The organism is Paenibacillus sp. TCA20 (assembly GCF_000732325.1).
Classification (GTDB): domain Bacteria; phylum Bacillota; class Bacilli; order Paenibacillales; family Paenibacillaceae; genus Paenibacillus; species Paenibacillus urinalis.
Map to the genome: position 1 here is coordinate 64,914 of NZ_BBIW01000011.1, position 25,415 is coordinate 90,328.

Genomic DNA, 25,415 nt, shown 5'->3' on the forward strand with positions numbered 1-25,415 from the left:
TTATAAGACTAGCTATCAGCCAATAATTTAAAATAAATATCATTTTGTCATGTACAATAGTGTGCGTCATACAGTATAATGTGATCAGGAGTTGATGATATATGAATGATGTAACAGAAACGATACAGAATTTACTAAGCGAACTTAGACGAGGAAGCATCATTATCGCGGTGCTTAGTCAGTTGTCAGAACCACAGTACGGTTATTCGCTCGTCACTGTGCTTGAAGACAAAGGACTGTCCGTTGATCCCGGCACACTTTATCCCTTGCTTCGCAGACTAGAGAAACAAGAGCTTCTAATGAGCAGCTGGGACACGAATGAAGCCCGTCCCCGGAAGTACTATACCATTACTCCATTTGGTCAGGACGTCTATGATGGAGTATGCCGGGAATGGATGTCACTAACTGAAAGTATGAAGAACATTATCGGAACTAGAGGAGGATAAGGAAATGGAACTTATTGAGCGTTATGTGTACGCAGTCACACAGAGACTGCCCGAGAAACAAAGAGCGGACATATCGAAGGAGCTGCACGGTCTCATTGAAGATATGCTGGAGGAACACGCATCATCAGATGAAATTACTGACCAACAGGTAGAGAATGTGCTGAGAGAACTGGGTCATCCGGAGGTGATGGCTGCAAGATACGCGGGCGAACGCTATCTTATTGGTCCAGCGATGTATTCCAGTTACATGACCGTCATGAAAGTTGTCCTTGCTTCTTTGTTGATCGCACTCAGTATATTCACCATAGTTGAAGCCATCATGACGCCTGGCCATATTTTGGACCATTTCACCCACCTCCTCGTTGATATTTTCATCTCTATTTCTCAAGCCATCGCATGGGTTACGGTCATATTTGCACTCATTGAATACAGACAGCGGAGAAGATCGACTTCGTCAAACAATGAAAATTCGATAAAAGAATGGAATCCAAAAGATTTGCAAGCTTTGCCTGATCACGGTACAGAGATCAAAAAGTCAGAGCCGATTGCCAGTATCATTTTTATTACTTTGTTTACGGCACTGTTTGCCTTAAATGTGGAGTTACTTGCTGTGTACCGAATTAGTGATCAGGGCTCCTTCTCCATTCCGTTCATCAGCTCAGCCGGAATTGAGAAGTATATACCTTTCATCTGGCTGTTAGGAGCCGTAGGCATTTTGGGGGAAATATTTAAACTGATTCTGCGCAAAAAGACGACTTCTCTTCTCGCCTACCATATATTGTTCAGCGTGCTCTCATTTGTCCTCGCCTGGATTATGCTTCAGGATACTTCGTTCTGGAATGCATCATTCATTAGTCAACTGGAAGCCGCGGGCCTTATTATTCCTGGCGAAGAAAGCCACGAGAACGTCTCCAGCATGTGGTCAGGACTGAGTCAAAACTTGATCTATATTATTGCCATCATCAGCCTAGTCGACTTGGGAAGCGAAATCTACAAATGGAGCCGCAGTAAAAAGTTTACAGGCCGTGCATAAGCACGGTTTTTTTACGTTCTATAAGCTAGCTCAGTACCTCTCTTCATATGGATTCTGCCTGATCAATTGAATGAAATGGCTCACGGTTGCAGGCAAGATTTCATTCTTCCGAGTACAGACTGCAATCGTATTCGTGAGCTGGACTCCGGTTACCATAACGCGAGCTAATTCACCCCGCGCCACCTGTCCCTTAACGACAAGAGAGGATACAAAGTTTGCTCCATATCCAGACACCACAGCGAATATAGCCTCATGTAATCCGTTGAACGTAAGAGAGATGGAAGGAGCGGGTACATTGTACGTTCGACAGAGTGATAAGAGTCGTTCTCTCGTCGAGCTCCCCTCCTCCCTCATAACAAACGGAATCTTCGCCATCTCCTCAAGTGTAACTTCCTGATTCGCATAAGGATGACTTGGAGCAACCACAAACCAAAGCTCATCCTGAAAAAGCTCCTCCGCATAGATGGAATCCGGGTGCTCTTCTAGCAGGCCTCCATAGATGGCGAGATCCACTTCCACCCCCAAGAGTTGCTTGAGAGCCTCACTTGAATTGGTCGTATTAATCTTCACCTCTACTCTCTCATAGTGCTGCTTATATTTTGCAATCCAGGATGGAATGAGAAAATTGGCAGGTAGATATGTGGCTGCAAGCCGAAGCCTTCCCCTTCCGCCATCCCGGTATTCCGCTGCATACTGCTCAATCTGCTGCTCTACCGCGAACAATCTTGCGGCCAATACCGCCAGATGCTCACCTGCATCCGTAAGGGCAATACCTCTTCCTTCCGGCTTTAATAAAGGCAAAGACAACTCCTGCTCAAATTTCTTAATCTGCGAGGTAATTGCTGGCTGGCTGATACTCAGTATTTCAGCAGCACGTGTAACACTCCTCGTCTCGGCAACAACATAAAACAATCGCAAGGCATGCAAATTCATGAGTACCGTTCTCTCCTATTTATATATTTAATTTATGAGTAGATCAGAAAGATATATTATATTTATCATTATAATCAACTTACAATAGGATTAGATACAAAATTGATGAAAAGGGGAAGTGATACGTATGAATCAGATGAACACTTGGAGCCAGGTCGATCGTTATGTAGAGGATAAGCTTATCCCTCGTGACCCCTTGCTAGAAGCCGTTCTGACCAACAATCAGCAGTCAAATCTGCCTCCCATTGATGTTGCTCCAAATCAGGGGAAGCTGCTTCAGCTGCTTCTACAGATACAAAAAGGAAAAAGGGTGCTCGAGATTGGTACACTTGGGGCTTATAGTACGATCTGGATGGCTCGTGCACTCCCTGATGATGGCAGGCTGATCACCCTGGAGCTTGATCCTCATCATGCCGACATCGCTCATCGCAATCTGGAGCTCGCAGGTTTAGATCATTTAGTTGAGATTCGTGTCGGGGATGCTCTTTTACAGCTGGAGAAGATGAAAAACGAAGAGGAGGAGCCTTTTGATTTTATCTTTATCGATGCAGACAAACCTAATAATCCAGCGTATATAAAGTATGCTCTGGAACTCTCTCATACGGGTACCGTCATTATTGGCGATAATGTGATTAGGGAAGGCGAAATTACCAATCACCACAGCACAGATCCACGGATTCAGGGTGTTAGGCAGTTTTACGATATTCTGTCCAACGAAACACAGATTTCGGCAACCGCTATTCAAACTGTAGGAAGCAAAGGTTACGACGGATTCGTTATCGGCATTGTTAATTGATTTTTTTATCATTTCAAGTGGTTCTAGGCAGGAATTAATATCCAAAAGGCGAATGTATATTCCCTATCAGATTCTCCAAGCATACGGCATCTCCAATATTCGATAAGGAGTTGATTTCAACTTGAGCAATCATCTCACGGCACACACGCAGAATGTCATTAAACCGATAGAGAACCGAATAACCAGCCTGTTTGTTCATGTTACCGATGTACGAAGAGCAGCGGAATGGTACAGTCAATTGCTTGGCCTACCCGTCAGAGAAGAACGTCTGACCTCAGGACCTGTATATTGGTTGGATCTGCCGGACGCTCATCTTATTCTGGATTCCAACACCGAGAATCGAAAAAATCCGGAATGGCGTGAAGAGATGAAGCCCCGCTTCATGCTCGCCTGCAGCAATATCGATGCAGCTTACGAACATGCCGAGCAGCAGGCAACGACATACTCCAAGCCTTATCATCATGGCCCTATGGCTTATTTCAACTTCAGTGACTCCGATGGAAATACACTCATGGTAAGCCATAATACGGCTTCCACTGAGACAGACGCATGGAACCCCGCTGATGGTGTCAGTCCAATCCTTCCCCGAATTGGTGGTGTCTTTGTCGATGTCACCGATATGAAGTCCGCTGTCCGCTGGTATACAGCGCTGTTCAGTCTGCCTTATGACGACAAGAACACGGATGGACCCATTTACAGCGTTCCTATGACAAGCGGGCCGGTACTGCTTCTGGATCAGCATCGCTCTTTGCGCAAGAAAGATTTTACAGAGCTCTTCTACTTCGAAACAAACGACATAGAGGCCTCCTATCAATACGTCCTGGCTCAAGGCTTTCAAGTCGCAGGTGAACCGAATCACTTCGATGATTTATCTGAATTTGCTGTTATTGATCCAGATGGAAACCGCATCGTCATTGCATGTATGAAATAATGGAATAAAGTTTTTTTCGTGAACAGCAAAAAAGAGCCTGAAACCATAATGGTTCAGGCTCTTGAATGTTCTGCCCTTATTATTGACCGACCATACCGCCGTCAACAGTGTATAGAGATGCTGTAACGAAGGAAGCTTCATCAGACAGCAGGAAGTTCATAACCGCCGCCACTTCTTCCGGCTTGCCGTAACGGCCCATCGGAGTTGCAGCCTCGTTCGCTTTTTTGTACTCTTCAGCTGCACCGGAGTTTGCTTCGATCTGCTCCATCATACGTGTTGCAATCGTACCTGGAAGAACCGCATTGACACGGATTCCGAATGAAGCCAGCTCATTAGCTGCTACACGAGTAAGACCAATGACAGCATGCTTGGACATAATGTAAGGAGACATACCTGGAGCTCCCATGAGGCCTGCTAGAGATGAAGTATTCAGGATTGCGCCTGAATTTTGTTCTTTCATCACTGGAATGACATATTTCAGACCAAGGAATACCCCGCGAACATTGACGTTATATACGAGGTCAAGAGCTTGTACACTCATCTCATCAATCGTAGCTGTAGGACCCTCAATACCCGCATTGTTTGCAAAATAGTCAATTGTGCCAAACTTCTCAACGGCTTTGTTCACATAGTTTTGCACATCTTCTTCTTTGGATACGTCTGCCGCAACAGCCAGTGAATTGGAGTCGTTAAGACCCAGATCTTTAATCGTTGCGTTAATTGCTTCTTCTTTCAGGTCAACGAGGACCACGTTCACATTGCGTTCTGCCAAACGACGTACCAATTCTTTACCAATACCGCCTGCTGCTCCCGTAACAATTGCTGTTTTTGCTTGTGTTTGACTCATTGTATATTCGCTTCCTTTTCCTCGAGATAAGTATGACACCTGCAGCGATCAACTACGGATGCCATACAGTTGTAAAGCTTGAATCTTTTAGTTAGTAACTCACTTCCTGTTTATCGTACACCTCTCCAAAAAGAAGGACAATAATCAGTATTCACAAAATTGTCATCTAATCGACACATAAAATTTAATTGTTAAATTTACAATTAGAAGTTGGACACATACGTTCCACATGTTCAAATTTCGATCCCTGTAATTTGGGAACCACGAGGACTTACGATATAATAATTAGCAGCGCAATCCATCTCACACTACCTTTTAATATGTTATGAAATGGATTCAACTATGTACGAATAGGACAGGAGTCTACAGGCAAATGGAAGATACGAACGACAGAAGAAGCAAACGAACACGGCTTGCCCTCAAAGTCGCTTTTATCGAGCTGGTGCTTGAAAAAGGATATGAGGCCACCACAATTATGGACATTGCCAGCCGTGCAGACTACAATCGCGGAACATTTTATAACCACTATATAGATAAAGAGGATTTGCTTAGAGATATCAAAGGGGAGTTTTTGCAAGGGGTTTCAATCGCACTCCTCGCCCCTTATGAAGGTATGGACCGGGTTGATGCGGACAAGATCTGATCTACCCCTCTACTCTACGTCTCTTGGAGCATATTGAGCATCACAAGGATCAGTTCAAGGCTCTTCTCTCTGTCAGCAACGATCTTTCATACGATATCTACAATCTGCTGAAAGACGCGATGAGGAATGATATGCATATTGTGATGGACGATTCCGCCAGAACGATAGACTATGAGATCATGCTCAGCTACCGCATGTCCGCTTTTGTAGGTGTCATTATGTACTGGGCCGACACCGACTTTAAATACTCAGCCAGCTATATGGCAGAGCAGGTGATGATTCAAACGAATCAAAATCTGAATTACATTGAGTTCAAGAATCGATGAATATGGTTTTACTTTCTCGAAAAATTGTTACAATAGGGTGTGGCTGTATCTAGATCATGGCCATGAAATGTCTAACGAAAGTGAAAGTGAGGAATATTACAAATATGATTATAAAACCTAGAACACGCGGCTTTATATGTACAACCGCACATCCAGTCGGATGCGCGCGCCAGGTGGAGGAGCAAATTAAATACGTACAGGCTCAGCCGCAAATCAATGGCGGACCGAAGAACGTGCTAATACTTGGCGCTTCTACAGGCTACGGCCTGTCCTCCCGCATCGTTGCTGCCTTTGGTGCAGGTGCCAACACGATCGGAGTATACCGTCCAAGTGCAGGAAGTGAAAAAAGAACTGCGTCGGCGGGCTGGTATAACTCCGCTGCATTCGAGCAGGCCGCTAACGCCGCTGGACTTAAGTCTTATAGTGTGAACGGAGATGCCTTCACGGACGAAACAAAACAAAAAACAGTAGAGGTCATTCGTGAGCAGCTGGGACAGGTCGATCTTGTCGTCTATAGTGTAGCTGCGCCAAGACGTTTGGATCCTGCTACAGGAGAAATGGTGAACTCTGTACTGAAACCGATCGGAGATGCCTTCACGAACAAAACGGTTAACTTCCATACCGGTGAAGTTACCGAAGTAACGATTGAGCCCGCAACCGAGGAAGAAGTGCGCAATACCGTAACCGTAATGGGCGGTGACGATTGGAAGCTGTGGATTAAGGCGCTGAAGGACGGAGGCGTGCTGGCAGACCATGCGACGACAATTGCCTATTCCTATATCGGCTCTGAGATTACCCGTGCTATTTACCGTGAAGGATCCATCGGTCAGGCGAAGGATCATCTGGAGGCGACAGCACATCAGCTGAACGAGGAGCTGTCCAGTACGGGCGGACGTGCTTATGTTGCTGTAAGCAAAGCGCTGGTGACCCAGTCCAGCTCGGCAATTCCGATCGTTCCTCTATATGTATCTGCCTTGTACAAGGTGATGAAGGAAAAAGGATTGCATGAAGGTACCATTGAACAGATGTACCGCTTATTTGCAGATCGTCTGTATCATAACGAGCCAGCTCTGGTTGATGAAGCAGGACGTATTCGTATCGATGATTGGGAGCTGCAAGAAGATGTACAGGAAGAGGTTCTTTGCATCTGGTCTGAGGTCAACAGTGACAACATCTATGACATCTCGGACCTGAAGGGATATAACCAGGAGTTCTTCCAGCTGTTTGGATTCGAGACGGATGGTGTCGACTATGAGAGCGATGTAAATCCAGACGTCCAAATACCGGGTGCCTACAAAGTAGAATAGGCCAGCAAGCTGCTGTGCGACCCGTAATCGCCCCTCTGGATCATAATCCAGGGGGCTTTTTTTTGCATGCCGATTCAATATCTATGATAAGCAAGTGATGAATTTCATATGAAAATAAGGATTGACATGCTCCATATCCGTTGGTATGATTTACCTCAATAACATATCAATTCGATGGGAATTATAAGATTTGACATTGTTCTCACCGTCTACCGTACAAACGGAGGCATTTTCGATTCATGAAGATGCCTCTTTTTTGTACCCATTTTTCCTCACACACCGTATGTCCCATCATCCACCCCATTAAGGAGGTCAGCTTATGATTGAGCAAGGAAAATCTTTAGGCACCAAAATAAAGCCTGCAGCTACAAGTAATAAACACCGTAAGGCTAAACCTTCAAGAACAAGTCAACTCAGCTCCATTCTGTTAGGCGTTCTCGTTCCAGGCTCCATTCTGATTCTATGGCAGATCGCAGGAGGCTTCGGATGGATCTCAAGCACCATGCTCCCTACCCCGCTGCAAATTGCATTATCCTTCAGAGACCTGATCATCTCGGGCGAACTGTTTGGTCACATGCAAATCAGTATCGCTAGAGCAGCAAGCGGTTTTCTGTTGGGTGCTGGGTTAGGTCTCGTATTCGGGACCCTTGTCGGCTTCCTGCGCAGGTTCGAGCAGACCTTAGATCCCACCTTTCAAATGCTGCGTATGATCCCCCACCTGGCACTCACTCCGTTATTTATTCTGTGGTTTGGCTTTGGTGAGACCTCCAAAATATTGCTCATTGCCAAAGGCGCCTTTTTCCCGATGTATGTAAATACCTTTCTAGGTATTCGTGGTGTTGACCTTAAGCTGTTTGAGGTTGCCAAGGTGCTCGAGTTCAGTCGTTTCAAGCAGTTGATCCGGCTCGTATTACCCGCTGCACTGCCTAACATCCTGCTTGGACTTCGTTTATCTCTCGGCGTTGCCTGGCTGGGACTTGTTGTAGCTGAGCTGATGGGCTCCAGTGAGGGAATCGGGTACATGATACAGGATGCACGTCAATTCACGCAGACGTCTGTGGTGTTTGTCGGTATTATCATCTTTGCCGCAGTAGGAAAAATCACGGACTCCTTCGTCCGGTACTTAGAAAGAAGGCTGCTTCGCTGGCGGGACAGCTTCAATGGATAAATGAGAGGAGCTTGATAACGATGTCTGATCAAATAAAGAAAAAACGACACAATATCACCATTTTACTGGCAGCGCTCATGGTCCTGCTCATGTTAAGTGGTTGTGCCAATCAAGGCGGCAGCACTGCCGATGTGGCAGGAGCCGTCAGCCCCGGAGATAAGGTTGTCATCAATATTGGAGTTCAAGGAGCCACCGGCATTTTCTCCTATGCAAGAGACACGAAGGCTTTTGAAAAAGCATTTGAACAGGTGGGTGCCGAGGTGAAATGGCATGAGTTCGCGAGCGGTCCACCCCATTTTGAAGCACTCGCATCCGGCAGACTGGATTTTGGCAGTACGGGCGGTACACCCGTCATTGCAGGTCAGACCGGAGGGATCGACTTCAAAGCGATTGCTGTCACCGGTGACGGTAAGAAAGGAAATGCCATTCTCGTACCTGAGGGCAGTGATATCCAGCGCATCGAGGATTTGAAAGGAAAGAAAATTGCCGTAGCCAAAGGCAGCAGTGCCTACAATTTTCTGTTCCAGGTCATTAATACCGTGGGACTCACTGGAGATGACATCGAGCTGATCCAGCTTCAGCCGGATGAAGCGAGGCCTGCCCTCGACTCCAAAGCAGTGGACGCATGGTCTGTCTGGGAGCCTTATGTGACTACAGCTACCACGCAGACAGGCGCGCAGGTTCTTGTTGACGGTGAACAATTAAACCTATTGGCACCCGGTTTTCTCATCGCACGCACCGGCTTTATCGAGACTCATCCGGAGCTGACCGTGACTTTCCTCAAGACCTACGAACAGCTAAGGCAGTATTATGAGAGTCATGTCGAGGAGGTTGCAGCCCATTTTGGACAAACAAAAAACGTAGATGCGGACATGCTCGTGAAAATTATGAATAACAACACCTCTCTCCTGTCCCCAATTACACCTGAATTTGCAGCCGCACATCAGGAGCAGGCAGACTTCCTCTATTCCATTAATGCGATCGACAAACAGCTCGACACCTCCTTAGTCCTTGAGAACAAATATATTGAACAGGCACTTAAGGAGCTTGAAGAGGAAGGAAAGCTAGAAACAGATACAAATTAAAGAGTTAAAGAGCAATTCGCTTCAGTCCCATTTGTTTTCTTCTTCCATTCCCTTAAAATAGGATCATGTATGTTCACCCCTGCATATTAAAGACAGCAGGGGTATTTCCATGACAATGGAGGCACCTGATGAAAACAGATAAACCTTATGGCATCTATGGGTTCCGCTTCACAGAAGCTCTACAGCATCCTTTTTGCTACCTCTATGCGGTTGGCTACGACAAGATCAACCATGCCGATTACTACTGGAATGGGCTGGAGCGTACGGACGGCCCGTTATTTCTAATCCAATACACCACCGAAGGCCAAGGCGTATTCAGATCAAATGAACAAGCCTTCGAAATGACTTCTGGCAGTGCTTTTCTGGCGGAAATTCCAAGTGCTCACGAGTATTATTGGAGTGAAGGGAGTGAACCGTGGGAATTTTATTTCTTGCTCATCCGTCCTGCCCTGATTGCACCTTTCTGGGAAGAAATAAAGCAAAAGCTCGGCAGCGTCCCCTCTCTTCCTCCAGTAAGCCGTCCGGTAAAGCTGCTGCGTGAAATATATACCGAAGCAAGAGCTGGACGAATTACAGATCCTTACCATGCATCCTCAATGGTCTATCAATTTATACTAGAGCTCAGCAGGTATGCGAGTCATGAGCACAAGCATCGTGACGGCTGGCCGGACAGCATCCGGCTTACTGTAGATTATCTCGAGATCAATTACGACCAGATGATCAGCCTGGATCAGCTTGCAAGTGAGCTCCACATCTCCAAATATCACTTGCTCAGACTCTTCTCTCGTACGGTGGGTATGACTCCAAATGAATATCTAAACAAAGTCAGACTCGAAAGGGCCGTGGAACTGCTCAGAAGACCTGATTTGAGTGTTGCACAGGTCGCTGAAGCAGTCGGTTTTTCGAGCAGCAGCTATTTCATTCGAGTCTTTCATCACAAAACAGGACAAACCCCAGGATCGTTCCGTGAACGAGACCACCGGTTAAATTATGACCGCCTCTTCTTTGATTAGAGCAATATTTTACTATTAAACACGTTTTATTATTATAGATTTCTGTACTCCCTGCCTTCTACAATATTGAATAAGAGCTATTTTTTATTATTTAGATTTCAATACATGAAAGAGGCAAAGGAGAAGATCAATATGTCACATCGAGATTATGCCAAGACACCGCCTATGGGCTGGAACAGCTGGGATTGTTACGGAGCAGCAGTCACAGAAGCCGAGATCAGAGGCAATGCGGAATATATGGCCAAGCACTTAAAGCCTTATGGCTGGGAATACGTTGTTGTCGATATACAGTGGTATGAGCCGCATGCCAATTCATCCATCTACCGGAAATTTGTCCCGCTTGAAATGGATGAATATTCACGTCTGATGCCGGCCGTCAATCGCTTCCCTTCTGCACAGGGCGGGGCTGGCTTCAAACCGCTCGCAGACTATGTGCACAGCCTTGGACTCAAATTCGGAATTCATATCATGCGGGGAATTCCCAGACAAGCTGCTCACGCGGCAACGAAGATCAAGGGCTCCGAGCAGAATGCAAGAGATATCGCCCATCCGAACTCCATCTGTCCCTGGAATACGGATATGTACGGTGTCGATGCTTCACAGGAAGGAGCAGCTGCCTACTATCGCTCACTGTTTGAATTGTATGCCGAATGGGGCGTTGATTTCGTTAAAGTCGATGATATTGCGGCTTCCCGACTGTACGACCCTCACCTGCCGGAGATCCAGCTAATTCATGATGCCATTGAACATTGTGGGCGTGAAATGGTACTCAGTCTCTCCCCAGGTCCTGCCAAAGTGGAGCATGCCAATTATCTGGAACAGTACGCCAACATGTGGCGAATGACAGATGATTTCTGGGATCATTGGAGCCTGCTGCTGGATATGTTCGACCGCTGTAAGGCCTGGGAAGGACGCCCTGCTCCCGGCAACTGGCCGGATTGTGATATGCTGCCGCTTGGACACATTGGAATTCGTTCAGTGGATGGCGGAGGAAGTGATCGATGGACCCGATTTACCAAAGACGAGCAGATTACAATGATGACCTTATGGTCTATCTTCCGCTCACCGCTTATGTTCGGCGGGGAACTGCGCGACAACGATGACTGGACATTATCCCTCATTACGAATCAAGAAGTACTGCATATGCATCAGCACAGTCATGATGCCAGACAGATTAGCCGTACAGAGCAGAGCATCGTATGGTCCGCTCAGGAAGGTGACAGCACCCTATATGCTGCATTGTTTAACATCGGGGAAACCGCAAATGAAATCGTCGTTAACCTTGACGAGCTGGGTCTTCAGCGTCAGGATGTAGAGCTTGTGGATCTGTGGAATGGAAGCCGGACACGGACTGGGAATGGAGTTATAAAAGCAGAAGTTCCCGCCCATGGTGCGGTATTATACCGAATCTCCTTTTAAATGAGATAACTCAAATAAACCGTACTCTCTGTTAGCTCCTGGGGTACGGTTTTCTTATGCCATTATTAGCGCTCACTCTAATGTCTGCCCGATTTGCTAACTCCTCATTGTTCAGCAGCATATATATAACTGAAGATGATACACACTTCTCAAATGAGTGGTCTAATGGATGACAAACGGAAAGGAGCAATATACATGCATATCGTGATGGTTAGCCCTGAGCAATTCCCCCTGCCGGGTAGCGGTTCTGTAGAAATCTGCATGCTCGCCATCGCCAGGGAGCTCTCTGTACACCATCAAATTACGATTATCAGCAAATTAACACCGCAGCTTCCTCCTGAGACATCTATTAATGATCATCTCGTTATCAAAAGAGTACCTGCTCTCAGCAGAAAGGATTATGCAGTAGAAGTAATTAAGTGCATCCAAACGCTGGATCATGTGGATCTCATTCAAGTAGATAACCGTCCCCGCTGCATGGCAAAGATTAAACAGGCTTATCCGGATAAGCTCGTAGCTCTCTTTCTGCATTCCCTCACCTTTGTTCCTAAATCTACTTCAATCTCTTCCATGCTTCAAAGAGCTGATCTTATTATCGCAAACAGCCGCTCCTTAAAAAGACGGATTATAAGCCGATTCTCCCTGCCTTCCGATCGCATCATAACAATACCTTTGGGCGTCGATGTTCTTCGCTTCAGACCTCTAACTATGGAAGAAAAACAAATTCATATGGAGCGCTACGGTATATCCCGTGATCGATTTAACGTACTGTTTGTTGGCAGAGTCATCCCTCAAAAAGGAATTCCGGTTATCCTGCGGGCCCTCCATCGAATACAGCCTTCCATCAAGACCCGGCTCATCATTGCCGGCAAGAGCAAGAACGCAGCTTATCCCGCCCGGCTTAAACAGCTTGCCAAAACACTCCGAATTGAGCTCCTTTTTCTAGGTGAAATTCAGCATGAACAAATCCACCAGCTGTATTCGCTTGCGGACTGCATCGTATGCCCTTCTCAGAAGCATGAGGCATTTGGACTGGTTAATGTAGAGGCGCTAGCTTCGGGCATCCCCGTCATTGCTTCCAAAAATGGAGGGATCCGTGAAATCATCGAAGATGGTCATGACGGATTTTTAGTTACACATTATAAGAATCCGCTTGGCTTTGCTAATCGGCTTGCTAGGCTTGCTAAGCACCCTGAGCTGGCTCAGTCCATGGGAGCAAACGGGAGAGAGAAAGCACTGCTCCATTATACCTGGCAAGCAACGGCTTCGCGGCTGGAAGCCACCTACCAGCACTTAACGGGCAACGAAGGATAAGGCTTCAATCTCTAGATCCTTTCGGATGTTCGATACATAATGAAGACTTCCTTCTCTTCCGCCCCTGGCATAGAGGTCACTTCTCTAAGCTCGATAATCGCCATATCTTGAAAAATAAATTGTACTATACCCAGTGTTTGCTGCTTGAAGGTATCGTATATTCTTCCTGCGCTGCAGCAGCCTCTGGGTACGATTTCCGGACTATTTGCTATGTAACCGATTTGTCCATGAGGAGGCAGAACAACGCGAATCGCTTCAGAGTCGGACAAGTTATCTGGATCTTTAATTAGAAAAACAGGCTCTCCTACTCGTAATTTAGAGGAGTACCGATGGTTCTTCATATCTGTTATTGCGGCATAAACTTTTTTATGCACGTAAATACCTCCTTTGCTCGTAGTAGTCAATGATAAGTTTATCGGTAACCGTTTTAGGTTTTTTACAGAAAAACAAAACTTTTGAACTATTTTATAAAAATATAAATCGAAAATACGGACCTTAAGACCTGATCTTATATAAAAGATACGGAGTTTGTATTTCATATTTTATCGTATTACCATGTTAAACTTTCGCAAATACGCAAATAGTTCAATCCTTTTTATTATACGTATGTGGACAAAACTGACTGGCATATACATCTTACAGATTCCATTGCTCTCTACTTTAGAGAAAGGTGTTGATCAAGCTTCATGAATTCTTCCCACACACAGTTTAAATCGTATGAGCCCTTTGTTGGTCCGTTTGATCCGTGCCCTCCGATTCGTGTGAAATACTACAGCACACCGCCCAATCTATATCTAGGATTTCAGCCGCCTAACCTACCTCAGTTCAGTGCATTTGACGCATTGAAATACGGTACCTTGTGGAAAGCACTATATAGCCCGTATGATCCGCCAAAGAGCAAGTAACTAGAGCAACTCTTGCACTGGACCCGAGTAACAACCTGATAAGAAAGGGGCGAGTAGATTTGAACCATACGGTTGACGAGAACTATTACAAATTGCTGCACGAGCTGCAGGCGCTGGATTTTGTGCTTGTCGAGTTGACTTTGTATTTGGATACGCACCCCGATGACCCTGCTGCACTTGAGCAGTTCAATCTGTATGCCAAAACGAGAAGAGAACTGGCCGATCAGTTTGAGGCTCTGTACGGTCCCCTGCTTCAATACGGTCAAAGCGGAGCACAGCAGTCTTCCTGGCAATGGGCCAAATCCCCTTGGCCATGGCAAGTCTAACGTAAAGGAGGCAAATTCATACCATGTGGGTATACGATAAAAAACTGCAATATCCCGTTCGCGTAAGCAAATGCGATCCCATGATGGCCAAATTTCTGCTTGAGCAATACGGAGGTGCTGACGGAGAGCTGGCTGCAGCGCTGCGTTATTTGAATCAGCGGTACACCATTCCCGACAAAGTCATCGGACTGCTCACGGATATCGGAACTGAAGAATTTGCTCACCTGGAAATGATTGCCACCATGGTGTACAAACTAACGAAGGATGCGACACCAGAACAGATGAAGGCGGCGGGACTTGGAGATCACTTTGTCAATCACGATCATGCCTTGTTCTACCAGAATGCATCTGGTGTGCCATGGACGGCTACCTATATTCAGGCCAAAGGTGATCCGATTGCTGATCTGTATGAGGATATTGCTGCTGAGGAGAAGGCGCGGGCGACCTATCAGTGGCTCATTGACATGACCGATGATGTGGACCTGCAGGACGGTCTCAAGTACCTCAGAGAGCGGGAGGTCGTACATTCCCAGCGCTTCCGTGAAGCGGTCGAGATCATTAAAGATGATCGGAGTCATCGCAAGTTTTTTTAACATTAAGATATGGAGAAATTCCAGTAAATGAACACTCATCAAAAAGACAATCAATTATAAGCAAAATTAAAACAACCTGAGTCCGTGTTTCATATGGACTTAGGTTGTTTAGTTTCGAACTCAAGAAGTAGTGAACTTGTATGCTTATCTGGCTGCTAAGCAATTCCTGCTTATTTAGATCGTTAATACACGTAATTCTGTAAGAAACTGTTCTTCTCTGGAGGAGTTATAGTTGATTGGAAGTGAGACTTGATATACTTTTCCATCTGTTTGAATATCTTTATTTTTGATGTGTTCGAATAGTAAATAATAATTGTCATAAAAATTTTCTTTAGACCAATCAAATGAGATACATACATACTCTCCACTCGGAATGGTATCTAGAATAATGTCTGGTTCTGATAATACAAGTTTTTCTCCTTCACAGATCGTCGTAAAGACATTGCTGCATCTGATATGTTCAGATTCTCTATAGGGGCATAGATCATAAATGAATCCAAAGTAGTTATTGATGATGTCTCCTCTTTCTTCTAAAACATCGGCCAATCTCCTAAAATTAAAATCCGATTGCTCAAAGAGATCCATTTCACAGCTATTCACTACTTTTATAATGTTTTTTTCTTCAGTATATCGATTATATATTATCCCTTCTTCATTTCTTTCGCAGATCTCTAGCTGCTCTTTCAGCTGTTCCTTTCTTCTTAATAGTAATCGTCTCGATCGCTGAAGCTTCTCAATTTCGTGATCAATAACCTTCTCCTGTTCATCAAGGAAGGCTTGCATTACTTCAGGTGTACAAGAAGTTGAGACGATACTTTTTATATCATCCAGTGGAGTTTGAATCTGTTTAAGGTACTTTATAATGTCCAAATAAAAAAATTGCCGAATGTGATAGTAACGATACCCATTATCTGGATCGATATGATGCGGCTTAAAAATGCCTATCTTATCATAATAACGCAATGTTTGAACGGATATATTATTCAATTGAGCAGTTTCACCTACAGAATACAATTGTTTCATAATTATTTCCTCTCATATAAAATAATCCAGGTCTTGACCCTATTGTTACTATAGGGTTTATTCTTTTCAATGTAAATTATGCTTAAAAAAAGCTAAGAAGGGTGATTATTTTCATGAATAACTACAATAGAGTTACAAACATACTTGGAATCAAATATCCTATCGTACAAGCAGCCATGTCTTGGATTACAGATGCTAAAATGGTTGCGGCAGTATCCAATGCAGGAGGTTTAGGGATCTTGGGTCCTCATGCAGGTTACAACACAGCTCCTACTGGTGGTACAACCGAAGTTCGTGAACGACTTCGCAAGGAGATCCGAAAAACAAAATCATTAACGGATAAACCTTTTGGGGTAAACCTATATATGCCTAAGGTAGGTTGGGAAAAATACGCTAGAGCCACTTTCGAAGTTGCTCTTGAGGAAGGTGTTAAATATTTTGTTTCTGTCGGTGAAGTGAACAAAGAAATGATTGAGGAAATTAAGCAAAGGGAAGGAATTCTCCTATTACGGGAATTGACGCCCACTGTTGAAGGGGCAAAATTAGCAGAGGACTATGGAGCTGATATTATCATAGCTACCGGCTATGATGAAGGCGGATGGATTCCTCAAAACAAAATCGGTACGTTCTCCATCGTTCCAACCATTGCAGACGCTGTTACTATTCCAGTCATGGCCACTGGCGGTATCAATGATATTCGCGGCGTAAGAGCGTCTTTTGCTCTAGGGGCTGAAGGGGTTTATGTAGGAACACGATTCATCGTTTCCGGAGAATGTCCTGCAGCGGACAGTGCTAAGCAAGACATTATTAATTCTAAGGGATCAGATTTACTTTTAGTGTCGAATATGCAACGTTCCACCCCGCATCGATTTGCACGTGAGCTGGGGGAAAACTTTAAAAGTGCTGAAGATTCCACTATTAATGAACAGAAAATCAGTGAAATAGGTGGCCTTCTTCCCGGGATGCTCCTTGGAGACCTTGATAAAGGTATCAATTCAGTAAATACAGCCATCGACCTTATCAAGGAAGTGAAAAGCTGCAAAGAAATCATTCATGAATTAATGGCTGACTTCATCAATAAAGAACAAGAAAGTGACCATTAATCATGGCAGTCAAACTTTTTTCACCCTACACCATAAAAGGTGTAACATTAAAAAATCGAATAGTAATGACTCCGATGGGAACCAACTCAAGCTTCACAAGAGACGGCGTTGTGTCCGATTGGCATTTGATACATTACGGTAGCAGAGCAGTTGGACAAGTCCCATGTTTATTATGCCACGAAGATGAAAAGTCAGGGAGTATAAACCACAATCGATGCTCCGGCTCAATATCAAACAAACTATGGAGCTGCTTGGTTTCCAATTAAGTAAAAACAAAAATTCATTAAACTCGCAATAGAGGAGCTGAGAAACATGATTGAAGTAAATAAAAAACAAACATTACGTTTGCTTTTTCCTCAATGGCAAGGTGGAAATAATCCTCCCTATGTATTAGGTGCTAAGCTCTTAAATTGGCTTGCTCCCGTGTCGAGTGGGCCATATGAAGAAGTTCCGGTGAATCTGAATACTTCCATTGAAAAAGAAGATGGTATTGTTGCACGAACAGCTGTACTACAACAAGCCCGTTCAGCAAAGAATCTCATCCAAAAACATACACCTGAGCGCATCGTTGTTTTAGGAGGAGATTGCAGCGTAGAACTCGCTCCGTTTGCCTATTTGAATGAAAAATATGATGGGGATACGGCTTTATTATGGGTCGATCTACATCCGGATGTCTCACTTCCCGAAGATTTAGCTCATCATCACGCACATGTTCTTGCTAATCTGCTCGGTGTGGGAGATAAGGAATTTGTATCAGAAGTCCCTCTTCTATTCAATCCTGAACAGATACTCTTTGTCGGTCTAAATGACATGTTGGAGGCCCTTGATTCCGAACCCATGCGTCAGATGAAATTAGATCGTGTTACACCTGAAGAAATAGTGCACGACAGCTCTAAGGTTCTTCATTGGCTAGCTGAGCGAAAACCATCCAAAATCATTATTCACTTTGACCTTGATGTATTGGATCTGAAGGAGTTTCGATCTCAATTGGCTGCTTATCCCGGAACCTACGAAGATTATTCGAAACGGCTCGCATCTGGGTCAAGTATGGAAACAATCATTCGAATTCTACAGGATGTTGCTCGTTCTTATGATGTAGTCGGGCTAGGAATTACTGAGCATTTTCCTTGGGATGCTTATTTTCTTCAAAATATGCTAGCACGTCTACCACTGATTGGTGATATCAATAATCAAAAACGCCCGCCATTCAACACACTGTAACAAAAAGTAGTTTCTGATTTGAAATTAGATTCCAAAAAAGACCCTGCGCATTCAAATGCGCAGAGTCCTCTAGCTTACTCTATATTTTATTCAACTTATAATTTATTCCTCTTCGGATGCCGCTACCTCTTCGTCAGCGCTAGATTCCGCTGCCTCGCCTGTATCCGTATCCGCTGCACGCAATACCCCTACAGAAGCAACGAGAGTATCTTCAGGCGTAACGAGTGACACACCCTTCGGCAACTGAATTTCGGATGCAGCCAGCTTGTCCCCTACCTCCAGCTTAGAGATATCCACTTCAATGACAGCTGGAAGATCATTTGGCAATCCTTCGACTTCGAGTTCTGTCAACAGCGTCTGGAATACGCCGCCTGCCTTGGAGCCCACCGCTGTACCTTGGAAATCGATTGAGATCGAGACCTGAATCGGTTTGTTTTTGGCAATTTTTATAAAGTCAACATGAAGCAGTCGATCGTTTTGTTTCTGCATATCCTTGATCAACACCGGCACTGTTTTGCCGTCCAATTTCAGCTCGAACAGCTCGGAGCGTCCCGTATGGGATACGCGGGAGAATTCCTTCGCATCCACATGAATCGGAATGCTGTCAAATTGCTGTCCGTATACAACAGCCGGAACGCGCCCGCTCTGTCTTAGATTTCGTAAACCTGAACCTTTTTTCTGTGTCCTTTGCTCGGCAATTAGTTGGACCGTTTCTCCGTTGGATTTCATATCTAAACATCCTCCTTACAAGTCCATGGTTCGAATTTGCCCCCAATAACAAATAACAAAATAGAATCAGGGCCATATGTATAACTACCCCCTATGAACGGGATTGAATCTCGATTTGCTCATAAAAAGAAATAAAAATAGCTGCCGAGTCTCTCTCGACAGCCTGAACTTCACGTGTCATTACATAAACGCCACTATTTTTCCCACAATAACGACTTATTAAATCCAGCATTTCCAGTCCCCTCATCATGCACTGCTAAGTCCATGCAAGCGTATCTTCTGACCACCGACGGCAACGACCACTTCTCTTGTCCCGCTGTGTACATGAACCTTGATTCGTTCGTTCGCAGGAGAAGGCGGGATATCTATGAAGTAATCACGATCTCCTTCTCGCTTCTCCCACTCATTCAACCGAATGATATACCCGATCCGTTTAATGCCGGGTGCCACTCTGATCCTTGCCTTCACAGAATGACCACCCTCAGCATGTAAAGGGATTTTGCCGTCGTGGATACCCGTGCCCCATACCCAGACGTTCCAGCCTTCGTAATGTCCATCTGGCCGGGAATATTCTATTTCCACCGTGCGCACATAATACGGCTGAACTTGAAAATGATGCTCTGCCCTGACCTCACCTGCAGTTGCAGCCACCACTGCTGTGCCGGGTCGTATGGCTTTGACTTTGCCATTATCCAGCGCAATCACTCGGGGTGTCGTTGTCTCCAGCGTATAAGGAGCACCTGCCATCACTTCTTCATATTGGTTCCAGACCGTTACATGAGGACGATACGTCTGAGTGGCATAGATGGATTTATCGACAGCAAATTCAATGCGGGCAGGATATAGATCATCGACCCACATCTGTACCGTCCCGGATATTTCTCCATGAGCTGCAGTGATGAAGCAATGTCCATTCATGAGACTGCTCGCTTTGCCCGTCTGTCTTACCCGGATTACTCGATCATCCGAGGAGCGCCAGACCGCTGTCATTCCGTCCATTCGCTTGCCGTGCTGATCTCGATAAACCGCTTCGAATTGAAAATGTTCTCCTGCTGCCACCGCTCTTCTCTTGGTCATAATTTCAATGGAAGACAGCACAGGCACTTCGATCCCGCTCATTCGATCATAGAGCACCATCATGGACAGTCTAGGGACGACAACCTGCGAAGTCACTTGCGCCTGCACCTTCTCACCGGCTGCACGATCACTGACAACGATGTTCCAGGAAGTATCCTGCGGTACCGCTACAATCTCATCCTGCTCTTTCCCATTATAAATAACAATGATCCGGTTCCATGCATCGCCTGCACGATAGCCTTCCAGCATATAGGCCAGAACCCCGTTACCGCACTCAAGCACTTTCAAATACTGCTCGACCTGATCGCGATGTTCCAAACGAAAGGCAGCATGCTGTTTCCGAAGCGCAATGAGCCCCTTGTAATAATCAAATACGGCACGAAACCTCGCCTTATTACTCCACCTGAGCGCATTCACTGCATCTCCACTCCGATAGCTGTTATGGTCTCCGTATTTGGAGCGGAGCAGTTCATCCCCTGCATGAATAAAAGGAATCCCTTGTGAAGTGAGAATTACACCATTCGCAAGCAGGGAACGTCTTACCGTATCGTTGTCTAACAAGTTCATTGGATCTACATGACGATAAGGATCCGCATGCTTGACAGCCTCTGCAGCACTGATTCCGCTCGTTGGACGGCCATCCCTCCATTCAGGAAAGGCTAGCAGATCTCTGATGCCTTGGGATGTAACAATTTTGTCCCAGAGATTCAGGTTATCGTGGGCTGTCACATAATTGATCGTCTCTGCCGGTGAATACGCAAAGTCATGTATCGCTCCCTGCACTCCAGCCAGCACTGCACCTTCCACTCCCCACCAGCCTGTCGCAAATCCGCTTCCAGACCCATCGCTGTCACCCTTGACCGCTGCACGATAATGGTCGTTAAATACCGCAAATCCTTTGCCTCGCTGTGCACCCTTAAGCGTTTTGTCCGGAAGCGGTGAATCGCCTCCAGTCCAAGGCTCGCCGTATACCAGGATGGAAGAATCCAGCTCCTGTCTGAGCATCTCCGTAATTTCGGTCATCGTCTGTGTATCGATTAGCCCCATGAGATCAAAACGGAAGCCATCGATGTGATACTCCTCCGTCCAATATCGAACGGAATCCTTAATATACTTTCGAACCATCGGTCTTTCTGTTGCCAGCTCATTCCCTACACCTGAACCATTGGACAGAAATCCGTGACCATTTCTACGGTAATAATACCCCGGTACAATGCCGTCAAAAGGTCCATCGTCCACGCCATAGGTGTGGTTGTATACGACGTCCATAATGACCCGAATGCCGCAGCGATGCAGGGCACGAATCATTTCCTTGAACTCTCGAATTCTTGTATGTGGATTGGAAGGATCACTCGAATAGGAGCCCTCGGGTACATTGAAGTTCTGCGGATCATAGCCCCAGTTGTATTTGTTATCTGCTGCCTCTGCATCATGAACTGTTAATTCGTTAACCGTCTTGAAGTCAAACACCGGAAGCAGGTGGACATGGGTTACCCCAAGCTCCTTCAAATGGTCTATTCCAATACGATGTCCCTCTCGATCGGTTAAGCCCTCTTCCGAAAAAGCACTGTAAAGCCCTTTCTTCTGAAAAGGTGATTCCTCGTCCATCGAGAAATCTCGGACATGAAGCTCATAAATGATGGAATCCGTTGACTTGATCAGCGGGGGACGCACATCATCCTCCCAATCGTCCGGATCGGTCTTACTCATATCGATGATTGCTGTGCGCGCGCCTCCAGCAGCAACTGCTTTTGCATAAGGGTCTACTGCATAATGTACCTGTCCGTCTGAGAAACTGACCTTGTACATATAGAATTTCCCTTCCCAATCTCCCTGAAGTGTAAGCCCCCATGTACCTGCCTGCATCTGATTCATGACATAGGCCGTTCCGTCCTCATGATTCATAACCAAGCCGTTAGCATCATACTGACCCGCATCTTCATAGAGAACCACTTCAACCTTGCACGCTGTAGGAGCCCAAATCTTAAAAGCACTGCTCTCACGTGTATAAATCAACCCGAGATCATGTTTGTCATAATAAACGTTATTCAAATCCTGCATCAAGCTCACCGCCCGTGATTGTAATAATGTACGGACCCTGCAGTCTTACCCGTTTGTGCGTTATGACTCTTAGACTCGCCTGCTTCTCCCTGCACACGGTGATCGATTCAAAGTTGTTGAGGATTTAATAAACCAAATCCTCAAATATATAAACTACAGAGTAATGACTCTATCGTCATTACTATCATTTATGCCACTTTCATAGAGAAACTATAACCGCCCAAACGAGAAAGAAATGAGCAGAGCTGATATTGTAAAATCAGAAAACGCTTACACAATAGTATATGACACCATCCTACAAAGGTTGTCGGCTAATGATACCTGCTCTACAAAAAAAGGCTTATGCACACTACAAAAAAAGACGTCCCAGCAAATATGCATCAGGACGCCGCTTGCCATAATATCGAAGTTCTAGTAGACCTGCAAACAGGAGGGAGGGAAGGAGAATTCGGTCTCCATAGGAGGGGTATGAGCAATAACTCTGCCTTGGCGAATAACATACAGCGGCTTCGGACGAAGCCGAATGGCGTCTGCGGCCTGCTGGGCGGGAAGAACAACCAGATTAGCCGGATACCCAGGATCGATTCCGTAATGGTCCTCCAGACCGAGAACACCGGCTCCATGCTTCGTGACCATATCTAGCAGCAAGCCAGTATCATCTCTTCCGGTCATATGCTCCAAATGTGCCGCCATATGAACCGCCTGCAGCAGATTGCCGTCTCCGTAGGGATAGAAGGGTGTCAGCATGTCATCGTGGGCAATGGCAACCGGAATGCCGGCTCTCGACATATCCCGGATTCGCGCGATCCCTCTGCCTCTTGGATATGCATCGAATCGTCCCTGCATCGAGCTGTTAATCAGCGGGCAGGCAATAATATGGATGCGCGAGGCTTTGACAAGTCCGAGCAGCTTCTGGAAATACGGCTCATTATAATAAGCGGTAGCACTGCAATGACTGGCAGTTACTTTGCTATACAACTCATGCTTAATGGCAAGCGCTGCTGTGCACTCCAGGAAGCGGGACTGCTCGTCGTCTGTTTCATCACAGAAGACGTGAACGAATGCATCATACTTCTTCGCTAGCTCGAAGCAAATCTCAAGTGACTCTACCCCATCCTCCCGGGTCCGTTCTCCATGCGGGATCGCCCCTACACCGTCAGCACCGAGCCGCAGCGCCTCCTCCATCCGCTCTGCATTCCCCGGACATGCGACGATGCCGTCCTGAGGAAAAGCGATCACCTGAAGCTGAACAACAGATGCCCACTCCTCCTTCAATGCAAGAAGTGTCTTTAACGCTGTCATCCGGGGATCGGAAATATCTGCGTGGGTCCGAATAAAGAGTACTCCATGTCCGACCAGAAGACGTATGACTTCGTTCGCCCGCTGCCGCACATCTTCCGGGGTGAGCCGCTTCTTGCGTTCACCCCACAGCTGAATCCCTTCCAGCAAGGTGCCGCTTCGGTTCCAGTCCGGTTCACCTGCGGTGAGCACGGTATCCAAATGAATATGAGATTCTACAAACGCAGGGAGCAAAAGTCCCCCTTGCCCGTCAATAATATGTTCTACTTCCTGATCACTTTTCCAGGCGTCGCTGCTGTTAGATGGCTCAATGGAATGAATGCGCCCGGACGCAAGGAATACATCCACATGACGGCCTTCCTGTGTCATTACATTTTTTAATATCGTCATTTCCATACGGCTCTCCCTCCCATTCCTTCGGTTTCTAACACCGACTCCTCCCACAGCCTTTGAATTCGTTCCTCCCCAAAACGGCTTGCTGCCCTGGTCACACTGACCCATGCTCCTGATTTCGCGACCCAGCGGCCGGCCGGCAGATGTGTGAACACTTCCTCCGGATTCCTCGCATCCACAATAACGAAGTCGGCTGCTCCACCTTTATGAATACCGTAATTCTCCAAGCCGGCTATGATAGCAGGCTTCACCGTTACCATATCGAGAAGCTTCACCATGTCCTCAGGACTGCCATAATGGGCGGCATAGCCTGTAAGCTGCGCAATCTGCAGCAGATCTCCTCTCCCGAAGGGATGGAATGGATCGTGGATATTGTCCGATGCCGCGGCGAGAGCAACTCCCCCCTCCATCAGCTCACGGACCCGGGTCACTCCGCGTCTTACAGGACCCAGGTCTGCTCTGCCTTGAAGATACAGATTGGCCGCCGGAAGAGTAACCGCATGAACTCCAGCGAGTGACATCATCGCGATCAGCTCTTCAGCCTCAGCTGGGGGCATGGAAGACAGAGAGCATAAATGTCCGGCAGTGACCTTTCCATGATAATCATATTTCAGTGATTCCTGAGCTACTTTAAGTACTGTCTTCATCTCGGGATTGTCCGTCTCATCGCAGTGCAGATCAATAGGCACTCCAAGACGTAACGCCAGCTCAAATATGCCTTCTATATCTGTATCGGGGTTATGGGATAAATGCGGCGCACCGCCGATGCCGTCAAGGCCCATTCTGAGCGACTCCTCAATCAGCTCCATGCCTCTTCTTCCAAGATCGCGATAAGGAACCATGGGATACAGCTCCAGATCCACCACACCGCTCAGTAACGATCTAGCTTCCAGTGCAGCTTCCACTGTACGAATTGCAACATCTTCCCCTGCACTCACATTAAAATCGAGATGGGATCTCAGCCTGGTCGATCCATAAGAGACCGCCTGCAGAGCAGTCCTCACGATCCGTGCACGAATCGTCTCCTTCGAGAAGGATGCAGCTGCACGGCTGTAATTTTGAATGGCTTCAAGCAGTGTCCCCGTTTGATTACCTACCTGGGACAGGCTGAAGGCTTTATCTAGATGCATATGTATATCCACCAGGCCAGGAAGCATCATTCGTCCCTTCAGATCAAACACCTTCTGCTCATTGCTCATATCCCTCCCCATGGGAAGCGCAAATGACGCAATGTCCGCAGCTTGGACCCTTTCCTCGCCTGAGGTCTGCTCCTGAACAGATTCATATTTCCCATCACGAATCCGAATATCATAGAGCTTGCCCCGGCTCTTAAGATCGTGCAGTGAGGCATTGATTAAACGCAATGTTCCTGTCATACTTCGCTCCTCCTATTCAGGACAGACCTATATTTCACTCTCATCAAA

At 46.2% G+C, this 25,415-nt stretch carries 25 protein-coding genes and 1 pseudogene; 18 read left to right on the top strand and 8 right to left on the bottom strand.

What is annotated here, in order from left to right; genetic code table 11:
* Positions 1-101 precede the first annotated feature (101 nt).
* Positions 102-446: a PadR family transcriptional regulator gene (locus tag TCA2_RS19205; protein ID WP_047913236.1), complete on the top strand. Its 345-nt coding sequence runs from the start codon at positions 102-104 to the stop codon at positions 444-446.
* Positions 447-450: 4 nt separating this feature from the next.
* Positions 451-1,479, top strand: coding sequence for a hypothetical protein (locus tag TCA2_RS19210; RefSeq protein WP_047913237.1), 1,029 nt, complete (start codon positions 451-453; stop codon positions 1,477-1,479).
* 30 nt (positions 1,480-1,509) lie between these two features.
* Here TCA2_RS19210 and TCA2_RS19215 read toward each other — a convergent pair whose 3' ends face one another.
* A complete protein-coding gene (locus TCA2_RS19215; protein WP_047913238.1) occupies positions 1,510-2,412 on the bottom strand; it encodes a LysR family transcriptional regulator in 903 nt (300 codons plus the stop codon).
* A gap of 127 nt (positions 2,413-2,539) precedes the next feature.
* Here TCA2_RS19215 and TCA2_RS19220 point away from each other — a divergent pair, with 127 nt between their 5' ends.
* Both TCA2_RS19220 and TCA2_RS26360 read left to right on the top strand, forming a co-directional pair.
* The gene (locus TCA2_RS19220) at positions 2,540-3,208 is read left to right on the top strand and encodes an O-methyltransferase (RefSeq protein WP_047913239.1); all 669 of its coding nucleotides are present in this window, start codon (positions 2,540-2,542) and stop codon (positions 3,206-3,208) included.
* A 121-nt stretch (positions 3,209-3,329) separates the two neighbouring features.
* Positions 3,330-4,139, top strand: a complete 810-nt coding sequence (locus TCA2_RS26360) for a VOC family protein (RefSeq protein ID WP_052512230.1) — start codon at positions 3,330-3,332, stop codon at positions 4,137-4,139.
* Positions 4,140-4,218: 79 nt separating this feature from the next.
* Here TCA2_RS26360 and TCA2_RS19230 read toward each other — a convergent pair whose 3' ends face one another.
* Positions 4,219-4,986: an SDR family NAD(P)-dependent oxidoreductase gene (locus TCA2_RS19230; protein WP_047913240.1), complete on the bottom strand. Its 768-nt coding sequence runs from the start codon at positions 4,984-4,986 to the stop codon at positions 4,219-4,221.
* Positions 4,987-5,359: 373 nt separating this feature from the next.
* Here TCA2_RS19230 and TCA2_RS26365 point away from each other — a divergent pair, with 373 nt between their 5' ends.
* The 8 genes from TCA2_RS26365 to TCA2_RS19270 all read left to right on the top strand — a co-directional run bounded on the left by TCA2_RS26365 (position 5,360) and on the right by TCA2_RS19270 (position 13,261).
* Positions 5,360-5,629, top strand: a complete 270-nt coding sequence (locus TCA2_RS26365) for a TetR/AcrR family transcriptional regulator (protein WP_052512232.1) — start codon at positions 5,360-5,362, stop codon at positions 5,627-5,629.
* Positions 5,629-5,955 carry a TetR-like C-terminal domain-containing protein gene (locus tag TCA2_RS19240; RefSeq protein WP_274520944.1) on the top strand — a complete coding sequence of 109 codons (327 nt, stop codon included), beginning with the start codon at positions 5,629-5,631 and terminating at the stop codon, positions 5,953-5,955. The genes TCA2_RS26365 and TCA2_RS19240 overlap by 1 nt, the downstream gene beginning before the upstream one ends.
* A 104-nt stretch (positions 5,956-6,059) precedes the next feature.
* Complete coding sequence (gene fabV / locus TCA2_RS19245) at positions 6,060-7,262, top strand: enoyl-ACP reductase FabV (RefSeq protein WP_047913242.1); 1,203 nt, start codon at positions 6,060-6,062, stop codon at positions 7,260-7,262.
* A gap of 319 nt (positions 7,263-7,581) precedes the next feature.
* Complete coding sequence (locus tag TCA2_RS19250) at positions 7,582-8,430, top strand: ABC transporter permease (protein WP_047913243.1); 849 nt, start codon at positions 7,582-7,584, stop codon at positions 8,428-8,430.
* Positions 8,431-8,450: 20 nt separating this feature from the next.
* Positions 8,451-9,515, top strand: a complete 1,065-nt coding sequence (locus TCA2_RS19255; RefSeq protein WP_047913244.1) for an aliphatic sulfonate ABC transporter substrate-binding protein — start codon at positions 8,451-8,453, stop codon at positions 9,513-9,515.
* Between the two features lie 128 nt (positions 9,516-9,643).
* On the top strand, positions 9,644-10,528 hold the full coding sequence (locus tag TCA2_RS19260; RefSeq protein WP_047913245.1) for an AraC family transcriptional regulator: 885 nt from the start codon (positions 9,644-9,646) through the stop codon (positions 10,526-10,528).
* 132 nt (positions 10,529-10,660) lie between these two features.
* Complete coding sequence (locus TCA2_RS19265; protein ID WP_047913246.1) at positions 10,661-11,947, top strand: glycoside hydrolase family 27 protein; 1,287 nt, start codon at positions 10,661-10,663, stop codon at positions 11,945-11,947.
* A 195-nt stretch (positions 11,948-12,142) separates the two neighbouring features.
* A complete protein-coding gene (locus tag TCA2_RS19270; RefSeq protein ID WP_047913247.1) occupies positions 12,143-13,261 on the top strand; it encodes a glycosyltransferase family 4 protein in 1,119 nt (372 codons plus the stop codon).
* Between the two features lie 11 nt (positions 13,262-13,272).
* Here the strand turns inward: TCA2_RS19270 and TCA2_RS19275 are convergent, their stop codons facing one another.
* A complete protein-coding gene (locus TCA2_RS19275; protein ID WP_081872670.1) occupies positions 13,273-13,635 on the bottom strand; it encodes an HIRAN domain-containing protein in 363 nt (120 codons plus the stop codon).
* 312 nt (positions 13,636-13,947) lie between these two features.
* Between TCA2_RS19275 and TCA2_RS26740 the strand changes: the two genes are divergently transcribed.
* The 3 genes from TCA2_RS26740 to TCA2_RS19285 are packed head-to-tail and all read left to right on the top strand — an operon-like array spanning position 13,948 to position 15,085.
* The gene (locus tag TCA2_RS26740; RefSeq protein WP_081872672.1) at positions 13,948-14,166 is read left to right on the top strand and encodes a spore coat associated protein CotJA; all 219 of its coding nucleotides are present in this window, start codon (positions 13,948-13,950) and stop codon (positions 14,164-14,166) included.
* A 59-nt stretch (positions 14,167-14,225) separates the two neighbouring features.
* The gene (locus TCA2_RS19280; protein ID WP_047913248.1) at positions 14,226-14,492 is read left to right on the top strand and encodes a spore coat protein CotJB; all 267 of its coding nucleotides are present in this window, start codon (positions 14,226-14,228) and stop codon (positions 14,490-14,492) included.
* A 23-nt stretch (positions 14,493-14,515) separates the two neighbouring features.
* Positions 14,516-15,085: a manganese catalase family protein gene (locus TCA2_RS19285; RefSeq protein ID WP_047913249.1), complete on the top strand. Its 570-nt coding sequence runs from the start codon at positions 14,516-14,518 to the stop codon at positions 15,083-15,085.
* Between the two features lie 174 nt (positions 15,086-15,259).
* On the opposite strand, the gene TCA2_RS19290 is transcribed toward TCA2_RS19285, so the two are convergent.
* On the bottom strand, positions 15,260-16,108 hold the full coding sequence (locus TCA2_RS19290) for a helix-turn-helix domain-containing protein (protein ID WP_047913250.1): 849 nt from the start codon (positions 16,106-16,108) through the stop codon (positions 15,260-15,262).
* A 113-nt stretch (positions 16,109-16,221) separates the two neighbouring features.
* On the opposite strand from TCA2_RS19290, the gene TCA2_RS19295 reads away from it, so the two are divergent.
* The 3 genes and pseudogenes from TCA2_RS19295 (at position 16,222) to TCA2_RS19300 (ending at position 18,432) form a co-directional block, all read left to right on the top strand.
* On the top strand, positions 16,222-17,211 hold the full coding sequence (locus TCA2_RS19295) for a nitronate monooxygenase family protein (protein WP_047913251.1): 990 nt from the start codon (positions 16,222-16,224) through the stop codon (positions 17,209-17,211).
* 2 nt (positions 17,212-17,213) lie between these two features.
* A pseudogene (locus tag TCA2_RS27690) lies at positions 17,214-17,372 on the top strand (NADPH dehydrogenase); the annotation flags it as partial.
* Positions 17,373-17,523: 151 nt separating this feature from the next.
* Complete coding sequence (locus TCA2_RS19300) at positions 17,524-18,432, top strand: arginase family protein (RefSeq protein WP_047913252.1); 909 nt, start codon at positions 17,524-17,526, stop codon at positions 18,430-18,432.
* A gap of 102 nt (positions 18,433-18,534) precedes the next feature.
* On the opposite strand, the gene TCA2_RS19305 is transcribed toward TCA2_RS19300, so the two are convergent.
* From TCA2_RS19305 to TCA2_RS19320, 4 genes are all read right to left on the bottom strand, one after another.
* Positions 18,535-19,161 carry a 50S ribosomal protein L25 gene (locus tag TCA2_RS19305; protein ID WP_047913253.1) on the bottom strand — a complete coding sequence of 209 codons (627 nt, stop codon included), beginning with the start codon at positions 19,159-19,161 and terminating at the stop codon, positions 18,535-18,537.
* A 246-nt stretch (positions 19,162-19,407) separates the two neighbouring features.
* Positions 19,408-22,299, bottom strand: coding sequence for a type I pullulanase (gene pulA, locus TCA2_RS19310; RefSeq protein WP_047913254.1), 2,892 nt, complete (start codon positions 22,297-22,299; stop codon positions 19,408-19,410).
* A 411-nt stretch (positions 22,300-22,710) separates the two neighbouring features.
* The gene (locus TCA2_RS19315; protein WP_047913255.1) at positions 22,711-23,994 is read right to left on the bottom strand and encodes an amidohydrolase family protein; all 1,284 of its coding nucleotides are present in this window, start codon (positions 23,992-23,994) and stop codon (positions 22,711-22,713) included.
* The gene (locus TCA2_RS19320) at positions 23,985-25,367 is read right to left on the bottom strand and encodes an amidohydrolase family protein (RefSeq protein WP_047913256.1); all 1,383 of its coding nucleotides are present in this window, start codon (positions 25,365-25,367) and stop codon (positions 23,985-23,987) included. Before TCA2_RS19320 ends, TCA2_RS19315 begins: the two co-directional genes overlap by 10 nt.
* Between the last annotated feature and the right edge of the window lie 48 nt (positions 25,368-25,415).

Coding starts and splice junctions, on each gene's coding strand:
- TCA2_RS19295 (WP_047913251.1), top strand. CDS start 16,222: ATGAATAACTACAATAGAGTTACAAACATACTTGGAATCAAATATCCT.
- TCA2_RS19210 (WP_047913237.1), top strand. CDS start 451: ATGGAACTTATTGAGCGTTATGTGTACGCAGTCACACAGAGACTGCCC.
- TCA2_RS19220 (WP_047913239.1), top strand. CDS start 2,540: ATGAATCAGATGAACACTTGGAGCCAGGTCGATCGTTATGTAGAGGAT.
- TCA2_RS19260 (WP_047913245.1), top strand. CDS start 9,644: ATGAAAACAGATAAACCTTATGGCATCTATGGGTTCCGCTTCACAGAA.
- TCA2_RS19290 (WP_047913250.1), bottom strand. CDS start 16,108: ATGAAACAATTGTATTCTGTAGGTGAAACTGCTCAATTGAATAATATA.
- TCA2_RS19300 (WP_047913252.1), top strand. CDS start 17,524: ATGATTGAAGTAAATAAAAAACAAACATTACGTTTGCTTTTTCCTCAA.
- TCA2_RS26740 (WP_081872672.1), top strand. CDS start 13,948: ATGAATTCTTCCCACACACAGTTTAAATCGTATGAGCCCTTTGTTGGT.
- TCA2_RS19215 (WP_047913238.1), bottom strand. CDS start 2,412: ATGAATTTGCATGCCTTGCGATTGTTTTATGTTGTTGCCGAGACGAGG.
- TCA2_RS19315 (WP_047913255.1), bottom strand. CDS start 23,994: ATGGAAATGACGATATTAAAAAATGTAATGACACAGGAAGGCCGTCAT.
- TCA2_RS19285 (WP_047913249.1), top strand. CDS start 14,516: ATGTGGGTATACGATAAAAAACTGCAATATCCCGTTCGCGTAAGCAAA.
- TCA2_RS19270 (WP_047913247.1), top strand. CDS start 12,143: ATGCATATCGTGATGGTTAGCCCTGAGCAATTCCCCCTGCCGGGTAGC.
- TCA2_RS19320 (WP_047913256.1), bottom strand. CDS start 25,367: ATGACAGGAACATTGCGTTTAATCAATGCCTCACTGCACGATCTTAAG.
- TCA2_RS19305 (WP_047913253.1), bottom strand. CDS start 19,161: ATGAAATCCAACGGAGAAACGGTCCAACTAATTGCCGAGCAAAGGACA.
- TCA2_RS19230 (WP_047913240.1), bottom strand. CDS start 4,986: ATGAGTCAAACACAAGCAAAAACAGCAATTGTTACGGGAGCAGCAGGC.
- fabV (WP_047913242.1), top strand. CDS start 6,060: ATGATTATAAAACCTAGAACACGCGGCTTTATATGTACAACCGCACAT.
- TCA2_RS19250 (WP_047913243.1), top strand. CDS start 7,582: ATGATTGAGCAAGGAAAATCTTTAGGCACCAAAATAAAGCCTGCAGCT.
- TCA2_RS26365 (WP_052512232.1), top strand. CDS start 5,360: ATGGAAGATACGAACGACAGAAGAAGCAAACGAACACGGCTTGCCCTC.
- TCA2_RS19205 (WP_047913236.1), top strand. CDS start 102: ATGAATGATGTAACAGAAACGATACAGAATTTACTAAGCGAACTTAGA.
- TCA2_RS19255 (WP_047913244.1), top strand. CDS start 8,451: ATGTCTGATCAAATAAAGAAAAAACGACACAATATCACCATTTTACTG.
- TCA2_RS19265 (WP_047913246.1), top strand. CDS start 10,661: ATGTCACATCGAGATTATGCCAAGACACCGCCTATGGGCTGGAACAGC.
- pulA (WP_047913254.1), bottom strand. CDS start 22,299: ATGCAGGATTTGAATAACGTTTATTATGACAAACATGATCTCGGGTTG.